This window comes from Stenotrophomonas maltophilia (assembly GCF_003970865.1).
Classification (GTDB): Bacteria; Pseudomonadota; Gammaproteobacteria; order Xanthomonadales; family Xanthomonadaceae; genus Stenotrophomonas; species Stenotrophomonas maltophilia_AR.
The window spans coordinates 1-9,104 of the sequence record NZ_RXLZ01000102.1 but is presented as its reverse complement, the minus strand read 5'-3'; the positions used below and the strand labels follow the sequence as shown (position 1 = coordinate 9,104).

Sequence of the window (9,104 nt, the reverse complement as noted above, 5' to 3'; positions counted from 1 at the left end):
GACTGGCTTGCCTGCTCCACCGCACCACGCTTGAACTCGGCGCTGAACTTCCTTCGCTTCGACATGAACACTCCTCATGGCCTGAATCGGCCTTCTTGTAAGTGTCCGTGAAAACGGGGGTGAACCCTGAGCAGCCCCCGCGAAAGGGGCATTCCTCGAAGGGCGACTTACTGGAAACTGCCTCCCGGACGGAAGTTGGACAGCCCCGCTTCGGCAGGATTAGGATGTCGCTAGATAGCTGGGATGCAAGGAGCGCATGGGAAGTCAAGCTCACCGCTGGGCAGTTAAGGGACTGGGCGTATTGTTGGCGTCACTGGCCTTTGCCGCGTGCGCAGCCGATCACCTCGCGCCGCTGCGTGAGCAGTTCCAGCTCCCCGACGACAAGGTGGACTACGCCGCTGCCAAGCTGGTAGTGGATCGCCTTATCGACCCAAGTACAGATACCACCGCGGTGCACCGGCAACTCGATGAGTGGGAGCGCGCCGTGCGCGACAATGTGTCCGGCAATCCGTCGGCGCGCCAAGTGCTCGATGCGTTGCTCAAGACCCTCTACGAGCCGGGGCCTTGGAACCAGGGCCAACCTTTCAGCTACGACCTGACCGACCCGCTGGGCAAAAACCCGACAAACAAGCAGTTGGCCACCTACTTGGCGACGCGGGAAGGCAACTGCGTTTCCATGCCCATTCTGTTTGTCATCTTGGGACAGCGGCTCGGTTTGCCCATTGCGTTGGCGACGGCGCCTAACCACGTCATGGTTAAGTTCGCCGACGATACGCAACAAGCCTGGTTGAATGTCGAGGCCACTGCTGGCGGCTTCAAATACGACAGTAGCTACCAACGTGAGACGGGGATATCCGAAGCGGCGCTGGACAACGGGCTTTATCTGCGCCCATTGCTGCCGCACGAGGGCGTAGGGGTCATCGCCAGCAGCTTGATGGAGCACTACGGCGCACGGAAAGACGCCAGCGCACTGATGGCGGTGGCCGATCTAGCACTGGCGGCCAATTCGAAAGATTCGGTAGCCATGATCTGGAAGGCCAACGCCTACTATCTGGACACGCAGCAGCGTATTACATCCAGGTATCCCAATGCGGCGGACGTTCCGCCGGAGTTGCACGACGAATACCGACGTTTGACCCGCGAGAACATGGCTTGGTTTGCCAAGGCCGAACAACTGGGCTGGATCCAGAAGACGCCCGAGCAAGAAGCAAGCTATCTTCAACACATCCAGCGCGAGCGCGCGAAAAGGGGGCAGTGATGCGCAAGACAATCCCAAGTCTGTTGACGATCGCGTTATGTGCTCTCGCATTCAACGCGTCGGCGCGTTTCGTCTCGGCCGATCCGGTCCAGGCCGACCCAAACACGGGTCAGAACTTCAACCGTTATTGGTATGGGAACAACAACCCCTACCGCTTCACCGACCCTGACGGCCGCCTGTCGCGCGGCACCGGCTGGACCGACAAGCAGTGGAAGCAGTTCGATCGCGCCCAGCAGAGCGCCGCCGGCAGCCTGGAGAAGGCTGCGGGAAAGATCACCGGTGCGATGGCCGAAGGCGGCAAGGCCCTCCAACGTGCGGAAAAAGCGTTTGAGCGAAACTTCGGCGCAGGCACCGCGACGCCGGAGAACATGGCCAAGGCTGCCGCGAACATGGGCGCAATGGCTACTGCGTTGCGCGACACCAGTTCGGGCGCAATACCGGCCAACGCGATGACCGGCCAAGCTTTAGCCGCGGCCTACCCCAGCGTGGGCGCCGACACTCTGGCCGGCGTGCCCACGAGCGGGCCTACGCAAGTCTTGGTGAACATTTCCCATCCAGGCTTCAACAGCCCGTCTACGCTAGCCTGGGGTGCCGGCCACGAAACCGGCCACGCAGTGCTCGGCTACAAAGACCAGCGCATGAACGGCATTCCCGCCTACAAATTTGGCACGCCCCAACAGCAGGAAATTTTCAGGACGCTGCCTGGACAGCAGCGGTTGATCAACCCGGACCATCTGATGGATCAGGCGCGGTGATGCGCTGCCTATCCCTGCTGACCTTGGCGGCACTCGCCGCCTGCGCGTCTTCGGTGCCCATCCGTTGGGCGCCACCGGCCGACTTCGATTTGGCCGTGACCGACAATCCCACCCAGCAACGCTTCGACCTCACGCTGACCTCCAAAGCCACCGAGCCGTTGTGCTTGTCACGCGAGGCTTGGCCCGCCGATAACGCCGTGCCGGCAGGGTTCGACGGTGCCACGCTCACGACCAGCCACGGCAAGCAGGAACTGCTGCCTACGGGCAGCGCGTATTGCCCCGGCGGATGCGGTGAGGTGCGTGTGGAGCCCGGCCAAGCGGTGCGGGGCGCTTTGCCTTATTCGGCTTTCGGCGACGCGGCGGCCATCGCAGCTGATACTACCCGGACTTTAACGTTTGAGGTTCATCCGTTCGTCTGTTCGAACCGATAGGACGGCGGGCCAGGGCGGCTCCTTGGGCCCGAAAGGGCTCGGTGTCAGCGAACCGAGGTCGAGCGCATGAGACTGTAGACGATGCCGCCCACGATAGGCAGCACCAAGTGCGCCGGCACTAGGGCCACCCCTACCAACACCATCAACCCGCGCACCTGCTCCGGATTGGGCAACAGTTCGGCGAACCCGTTGACCAGGAACACCAGCACGTGGACCACGATGACGCCGACCCACGTGCACAAGAAGCCGCGCCAGAAGCCGCCGCGTTTCAAGCCCTGCTCGGCGAAGTGAGGATAGGGCTGCCGGGCGATCCAGGCACGGCGGCGGTTTGCTCGGTAGGTGATCCAACAGAGGAAAGCCAGCACCAGCCAGATCCCCAGGCCGCCGAGAACGGCCAGCCACCCGAAGGGGCTGCCGTTCTGGAGCATTTCAATGCCACCGCCCACGAAGACCACGCCCGCGCCCCCGAGAATGACGGAGGCGCATCCCACGTGCGCGTATGAACCAGTGCTCATGGGTCAGCGCTTGTGAGCGGTCCAAGTGCCGCTGGCCTTGGAGAACCGCACGGGCTCGACGAAGGGGCGCACTTGCTCGGTTCCCACGATGCTCACGACAACGGAGCCTCCGACGTCGCAGACGACGCCATCGTCAGGGTCGGCTTTGTGGCAACCGGTGAGCTTGAAATCGCGGAAGCCGGTCACCGTCATTGCACCGTTGGACGCCTGCGTGAACAAGGTGGTGATGGCGTCCTGAGCCTCTTGGTTTGACGGTTGGCTACTCCCGCAGGCGGACAGGCCCGGTGCAGTGATGGCGGCGATCAGGATGGTGCGGACGATCTTCATGGAACCCCCTGTGGTTGGGTGGCGATTGAGTGCTACATTTCATGAAGACTCTGCCACAAAAGGCCGCGGGAAGTCATGCTTCAGGACCAATCCATCAAACTGCGTCTACGTGCCCAAGGCTCCACCGTCGCCCCGCAGCCTCTTTGCCGCCCGCCTGAAACAAGCGCGAGCGCTGCGTGGCATTGCCAGCCAGCGGGCGCTGGGGGTGCTCATGGGGCTGGATAAGAAGCTGGCGAGCAGCCGGGTCAACCGTTACGAAAACGAGACCAGCGGCATCGACCTGGACGGATTGGGCAAGTTGGCCGATGTGCTGGGGGTGCCGATGGCCTACCTTGTGGCCGAGGATGAAGCCATTGCAGAGGTCATCTTGGCGCTGTCGCAGATGACACCCGAGGAGCGGGCAGCAGCCGTGGAGCGTCTAAAACAGCGTTAGGTAGGCATGCCAGTCTCGGCATCGCTGGCCAACTTGATGCAGGGGATCAAGGCCATGGCACGGCGGTCGGCCTTTTCAGAATGCGGAACGTTCTCTGCGGGAAGACCTAACAGCTAGTTCAGGCCGTCTGAACAAAGTGGCTCAGGGAAGCGGAGCGTTTTTGCTTTGAGGCAGGATCAGAGGGTAAGCATGGCGATCGTGAAAAGCATCCAGTCATTGCCTATGTGCGTGATCGTGCTGGCCCAGACGTTCTTGGTCAGCACATAGACGCCCGTCAATACCAACCGCGCAGTCCCAATGACCAACAAGGCTTGGGCGAAGTTCCATCCATAGGTGGGTAGGTGGAGCGCCCCGAACATCAGGGACGTGGCGAACCAAGTCAGGCAGAGGGCAACCCACGGCTTCATGGTGGTCCTCCTCAGGGCCGTCAAAAGCACCAGGAATGGAAGGAGGGTCACCAGCTCTTCCCCCAAGAGTTGGACGGCCGACATGGAGAAGAAACCAAGGGCTTGGACAGGCGACAGGTGCCCCGTGGCCTGGACCATTTGATTGGGCGTCAGATGCTGGGAACCCACGACAAACAGCGCCACAAGGACCGGCATGCCGAACACCACTGGAACGCAGGCGATGGCCAGCAGCACCTCACGCCAAGTGGGCCGGTGGAAGATCGCCGTCCATGCGGAGCCCACTGCCATCCTCAGTCCTAGCAGTTGAAGCGCCACGAACAACGTTATCCCGATCCAACTCCCTGTGGCACCTTGCACAAGGTGGGGGGCCGCTAGGAGCGCCGAAAATCCACTGGCGCATGCGACCAGGACCCAAAGACACCCCTTGGCGCTCAATGGCACCGGGCTGCCGTTGTAGAACGGGAAGTCCGCCTTCCGGGGTCCCATCGTGATGCTCTCCTTTATCTCAGGGCCTCGTTCCAGCCGGATGAAGGAGCCGTCTGGGCATTGGACTACAGGAATGGCTCAGCGCTAACGCGACGTAGTTTCGGTGACACACTCGCCACCTCTCAACCCCAGACACCTGAACAACGTGTGGCCGCGTGACTTCCGTCAAGAATGGAGCGTATGGCAAGTCCGAGGTTGCAACTTCCCCTGCCAAGTTGGTTCAAACTGCTGCCAAATGAGGACCGGTTCGGGCTCCCCAAGCCTATCGGAACAGCCCGGGCCGATAGCCGTAAAATAAAGTGTTTTCTACCCAAGGAAAATCCAGCAATGAATGCCTCAAATGGAGTTCTAGTTCCTGCCGTGATCGGTGTTCTCCTGGCGGTGGCGGGCGGTGCCTCTGCTCAAACCCCATCTGCCCTCGCTGACCTGGTCGGTGCGCGAGGCAGCTCCGGCGAGACCCAGCTGGAGGCCCGGGGATACCAGTTCGTTAAAAGCAACACTGTGCGTGACCAGAAGTGGGCCTTCTGGTGGAGCCGAGACCAGGCTCAATGCGTGCAGATCGCCACGTCGGATGGCCGCTACAGCGCGATCCAATCGGTGCCCGCAGCCAACTGTGGGGAAGAGAACGACCGAGGGTATGCAACGCATGCTCGGCAGGAAGAAAGTTACAGGGACGGAGATACGAACTTGACCCTCATCTGCTATGGCGAAGGTCAAAAGCCCTCCACGGAATCCCGCACTGGTTACCGTTGGAACTCAAGGCGTGATCGTTATGAAGTGATCAGCGAAGTGACCAGTGCCACGGAAAACTTCGATTCTGAGGTGCAAGTCGAAATCTCTGGTGGTCGCGGCCGCATCCATCTGACCGGAAAGCTGGTCGCGGTCCTCCATTCTGGTGACAACAACCATTGGTGGAACATAGACGACCTCCAGGTCACTCCGGATCGCATCACGGGAAGCTACAGGTTGAACGGAATCAACAAACCCAAGATCGATATCGATAGGCGCAGCGGACGGCTCCACATCGACGGCATGGAGCACTTTCGGGCCGAGTGCGATGAGGGCAATTGGAGCGATGAGCACCGTCGGTTCTAACCTCTGTCCGGATGCCTAACGCGTGCCCGGCCACAGCTGGTCAGGTGCCATGCCTGACTGGAACGCCCCCGCTTGACAGAAGCGGGGGCGTTCCAGCCTGCCCCCTTGTCAAACGGCTTCCAGAAAAACGTGTCACAACTGTCGCTGCGCTGCTCAAGGCCGTGGCGACCGAGGACGGGCCGGGCTGACCGTGTCGGGCACCTGCGGGGACTGGGCACCCCCGAGTGGCACGGGAGCAACCTCCCGTGTTGGCACTGGGACGGGCTTGGGTCTGATCGTCGTAAACTGCTGTGGAAACTGCACAAAGAACTCCTTTTGAGCCAGCTCAAACGCCACCACGGCGTCGTTCCGGGCTTCCCGAGTTTTGTCCCGCGTCTGGCGTGCCTGCCTCTCCACTGCCGTGGTTTCCTGCTTCTGCTCCTGTGCCGCCTGTGCGGCCAGGCTCTTGAATGTAGGCTTGCCGATAACCCGCATCATGCGACTACGCCAGTCGGTTGGCTCTGGCGTGACGTTGGCGTCGGCGTCTGCACGCCGCCGGTCCAGTCCGGCCAATTTCCTTCCCTCCTTGGCCGCCGTGTGATCCCGCCGCTTCTGGACAAGGTCGTCATGCCGTTCAATCAGCGTCCGGGCACTGGCCCGCTGTAGGGGCGTCGCGTCCTGTTGCTGGAGTGCCAGGCGTGCGCGCTTCAGCATTTGCTCAATCATCTCGTTCAGATCTTTTGCGATTTGCTCTGCTGCCATGGTTTCCCCCTGTCTTGAAGCAGTGTTTTTGCGTGAGGCCCGCTCGACGGCTGCGGCCGCCTTGCCCTGGAGACCGGCCGCAGGTGCGGCCTGCCGGGACACGGAAGTCCCGGCTTTGTGCGAAGCGGGACGCTTTGCACGCGCCCGGACGGCGGCTTTTCGCTGTGCCGCCTGGTCGATGGCCTGCACCTCGGCGACGGCTTCGATTCGCAACCGCTGGACGCCTTCTTTCCGCCGCTCAAGCAACGCCCGTGCGTGCAAGGCTTGCTCGCCCACCTGCACCAACGTTCCGTCCTTGGCGGCCTTGGCTTTGAGTTCTTCAAAACGGCGGGTGTGGCGGTCGAAGCGCCGGGCTGCAGCGGCTTTCACCCGGTCGTTGTTCCGCACGCGCTTGGGCGTGTGGCCCCGACGGCGGGCCGCGGTCAGGTCTTTGCCTTCGTACTGCGTGGCTCGGCGGTCCAAGCGGGCCGCGGTGGCAAAGTCGCCCCGTTGGGCGGCGTCGGCTTGTTGGGCATCCAGGCGACGGTGGTCCACCCGAGCGGTGGCCTCGGCTTTCGCCAAGGCGGTGTTGACCATCCGTGCCCAGTGCTCGCGCTGGGTGTCGGCCAAGGTGGGCCGTTGGGCCTTCTTGCAGGCGATGGGGTCCAATGCTTCGGCCTTCTTCCCCAAGGTCCCGTCCGCGTTGACCAAGCACGCGCTGAGCAGGATGTGGGCGTGGTGGTTGCGCTCGTCGCCGCCCTTGCTGGGTTCGTGGATGGCGAGGTCCGCGGCCACGCCGTAGGTGCCGGACAAATGCTTGGCGAAGGCATGGGCCAGTTCGCGCCGTGCATCGGCGTCGAGCTCGGCGGGCAAGGCGACTTCCACTTCGCGGCAAGTGATGGCATCGCCGCGCTTGTGGTGGGCTTCCACCCGGTTCCAAAACTCGGCACGGTCGGCGGTAGCGTCACCGGGCAGGCACAGCGCGGCAAAGGCAACGCCGCTGCGGCGGGTGTAATCGTGGACTTCGCCCGTGCGCGCGTCTTCGATGCAAACCCCCGCACGATAGGCAGCGCCCGCCGTGGAGGACTTGCCGTCCTTGCGGGAATACGCCTTCGCTGTGAGGTGGTAAATCGCCAATCGGGTCTCCAAGCGCAGCCCCCTGGGGGGCGAGCAAGGGGGACAGGCGTGCGAAGCGCGCCGGGGTGTCGGGGGCATAGCCCCTGACCGCACGTAATCCCGAAGGGATTACTCTAAGTGCGCTCTTGCTTTGCTGTCGGGGTGGGAAACCCCACCCCTCGCAACGCTCGAGAACCGGGGAGCTCGCTCACGCTCGCCTGCCCCCTCTCCCTCAGGTTCCCATGCACGTCGGAACTGTCAAATGCAGGGAAAAGCTAACGTCAAAAGCATTCGGTCGGCTTCGCCGCCCGGCGGTTAGGCTCGCTTCGCTCGCCGTCGTTTGGAGGCTTCGCCCCGTTGCGCTCCGCGCCCATGCAAAGGGGATTGACGGATGGCCTGTGCATGGTTGCATGCATAGAGATATGCACCGAGCAATGACATGGCAACCGATGTAGAGAAGCAACGCGAGAAGTTGGACCGCATGATGACCAGCTTGGCGAAAGAACAAGCCAAGCTCTTAATGGCGGAAAAGGCCGAGCAGCGAAAGCAACAACGCGAAGCCGCGAAAGCCCGGCTCAAAGAACGTTCCGCGTTGTTCCGCTCAGCAGATGCACATCGAAAAATCGTTCTCGGTGGACTGACCATTGCGGCGGGGGCTGACGACTGGGATCCGGCGGAAATCGTTGGAGCGTTGCTGCTGGTCGCTGAGCAACTGGCCCAACACCCGGGCAAGCGCGAGCACCTCCGACAGAAAGGCATTCAGCACCTGGAAGCCCGTGAGGCCGAACGCCAGGCTGCTCGGTCATGAGAACGCATCGGCTCACAGCGCTCGCACAAGCCCGGATCCGGTCCAGTGGTTTTGGGCTGCTGGAAGTTCTATTGGCTCTGGGCGTGATCACCGTCATGGCCGCTGCCGTTTGGTGGGTGTTTGGCCCGACCAGCGTGGCCGCACAAGTAAAAGAAACGCAGGTGGACTTTAGCCAAACGGCCACCTCCATTGAACGGTCGATGGGCATTTTGGGGGGCTATTCGGGGCTGACAACTGCAATGGTCCGTGCCGATGGGTTGGCGCCCCAGCGGCTTCTGCGGAACGGCACGTTGACCAATACGTGGGGTGGCAGTGTGGCGGTCACGGCCAGCACCGTGAAACGGGGCAACGACGCCTTCTTGTTGGAGACCCGCAACGTGCCCAAGTCCGCCTGCGCAACGCTGGTGGCTGCCATGGCAGCAGACCCCAGCGTCTGGGACGCTCAAGTCAACGGCCAATCCGTCTTCATGAACAACACGTATGACCCGGCAACGGCTGCAGCGGCTTGCAAGGCTCACGGTGGAGATCGCATGGGCTTCGTCTACTTCTCCGGACTAGCTGCAGGTTCATCGGTCGCGGCCCCGCCGCTCGCCCTCCCCCCTGTCCCGCCAAGGGTCCGTCTCTTATTCACATCTGACCCCGCCGTCCTTCTTAACGCGTTCGTCTGGTTGGATCCCGCTCTGGTTAACCATCAAAATTCACATGAACACTCAAATACCAACACAGTCCATCAGACCGATGCAACCAAAGAAG

The 9,104-nt window shown here is 62.2% G+C and carries 11 protein-coding genes; 7 read left to right on the top strand and 4 right to left on the bottom strand.

Going from position 1 to position 9,104, the window contains the following annotated elements:
• Positions 1-256 precede the first annotated feature (256 nt).
• The 3 genes from EKL94_RS21340 (at position 257) to EKL94_RS21330 (ending at position 2,444) form a co-directional block, all read left to right on the top strand.
• Positions 257-1,258, top strand: a complete 1,002-nt coding sequence (locus EKL94_RS21340) for a transglutaminase family protein (protein WP_126930548.1) — start codon at positions 257-259, stop codon at positions 1,256-1,258.
• Positions 1,258-2,013 (top strand): RHS repeat-associated core domain-containing protein, encoded by a 756-nt coding sequence (locus EKL94_RS21335; protein ID WP_260473481.1) that lies wholly within the window; start codon positions 1,258-1,260, stop codon positions 2,011-2,013. The genes EKL94_RS21340 and EKL94_RS21335 overlap by 1 nt, the downstream gene beginning before the upstream one ends.
• 95 nt (positions 2,014-2,108) lie before the next feature.
• Positions 2,109-2,444, top strand: coding sequence for a hypothetical protein (locus EKL94_RS21330; RefSeq protein WP_126930547.1), 336 nt, complete (start codon positions 2,109-2,111; stop codon positions 2,442-2,444).
• 44 nt (positions 2,445-2,488) lie between these two features.
• Here EKL94_RS21330 and EKL94_RS21325 read toward each other — a convergent pair whose 3' ends face one another.
• Together EKL94_RS21325 and EKL94_RS21320 are read right to left on the bottom strand one after the other, a co-directional pair.
• On the bottom strand, positions 2,489-2,959 hold the full coding sequence (locus EKL94_RS21325; protein WP_126930546.1) for a hypothetical protein: 471 nt from the start codon (positions 2,957-2,959) through the stop codon (positions 2,489-2,491).
• Between the two features lie 3 nt (positions 2,960-2,962).
• Positions 2,963-3,286, bottom strand: a complete 324-nt coding sequence (locus EKL94_RS21320; protein ID WP_126930545.1) for a hypothetical protein — start codon at positions 3,284-3,286, stop codon at positions 2,963-2,965.
• Between the two features lie 109 nt (positions 3,287-3,395).
• Here EKL94_RS21320 and EKL94_RS21315 point away from each other — a divergent pair, with 109 nt between their 5' ends.
• Entirely contained in the window at positions 3,396-3,719 is a 324-nt protein-coding gene (locus tag EKL94_RS21315; protein ID WP_126930544.1) for a helix-turn-helix domain-containing protein, read from the top strand.
• A 176-nt stretch (positions 3,720-3,895) separates the two neighbouring features.
• Here EKL94_RS21315 and EKL94_RS21310 read toward each other — a convergent pair whose 3' ends face one another.
• Positions 3,896-4,414: a CPBP family intramembrane glutamic endopeptidase gene (locus tag EKL94_RS21310; protein WP_185830073.1), complete on the bottom strand. Its 519-nt coding sequence runs from the start codon at positions 4,412-4,414 to the stop codon at positions 3,896-3,898.
• 525 nt (positions 4,415-4,939) lie between these two features.
• Between EKL94_RS21310 and EKL94_RS21305 the strand changes: the two genes are divergently transcribed.
• Complete coding sequence (locus EKL94_RS21305; protein ID WP_185830072.1) at positions 4,940-5,707, top strand: hypothetical protein; 768 nt, start codon at positions 4,940-4,942, stop codon at positions 5,705-5,707.
• A gap of 153 nt (positions 5,708-5,860) precedes the next feature.
• On the opposite strand, the gene EKL94_RS21300 is transcribed toward EKL94_RS21305, so the two are convergent.
• Positions 5,861-7,564, bottom strand: a complete 1,704-nt coding sequence (locus EKL94_RS21300) for a MobA/MobL family protein (RefSeq protein ID WP_185830071.1) — start codon at positions 7,562-7,564, stop codon at positions 5,861-5,863.
• 418 nt (positions 7,565-7,982) lie between these two features.
• Here EKL94_RS21300 and traD point away from each other — a divergent pair, with 418 nt between their 5' ends.
• Entirely contained in the window at positions 7,983-8,351 is a 369-nt protein-coding gene (gene traD, locus EKL94_RS21295) for a conjugal transfer protein TraD (RefSeq protein ID WP_260473480.1), read from the top strand.
• The coding region (locus tag EKL94_RS21290) for a type 4 pilus major pilin (RefSeq protein WP_148105816.1) at positions 8,348-9,104 on the top strand (757 nt) is incomplete at its 3' end. The genes traD and EKL94_RS21290, both read left to right, overlap by 4 nt.

Bases quoted from the DNA above. Each gene is read 5' to 3' on its own strand.
- EKL94_RS21335 (WP_260473481.1), top strand. From the start codon at position 1,258: ATGCGCAAGACAATCCCAAGTCTGTTGACGATCGCGTTATGTGCTCTC.
- EKL94_RS21320 (WP_126930545.1), bottom strand. From the start codon at position 3,286: ATGAAGATCGTCCGCACCATCCTGATCGCCGCCATCACTGCACCGGGC.
- EKL94_RS21305 (WP_185830072.1), top strand. From the start codon at position 4,940: ATGAATGCCTCAAATGGAGTTCTAGTTCCTGCCGTGATCGGTGTTCTC.
- EKL94_RS21340 (WP_126930548.1), top strand. From the start codon at position 257: ATGGGAAGTCAAGCTCACCGCTGGGCAGTTAAGGGACTGGGCGTATTG.
- EKL94_RS21325 (WP_126930546.1), bottom strand. From the start codon at position 2,959: ATGAGCACTGGTTCATACGCGCACGTGGGATGCGCCTCCGTCATTCTC.
- EKL94_RS21310 (WP_185830073.1), bottom strand. From the start codon at position 4,414: ATGGCAGTGGGCTCCGCATGGACGGCGATCTTCCACCGGCCCACTTGG.
- traD (WP_260473480.1), top strand. From the start codon at position 7,983: ATGGCAACCGATGTAGAGAAGCAACGCGAGAAGTTGGACCGCATGATG.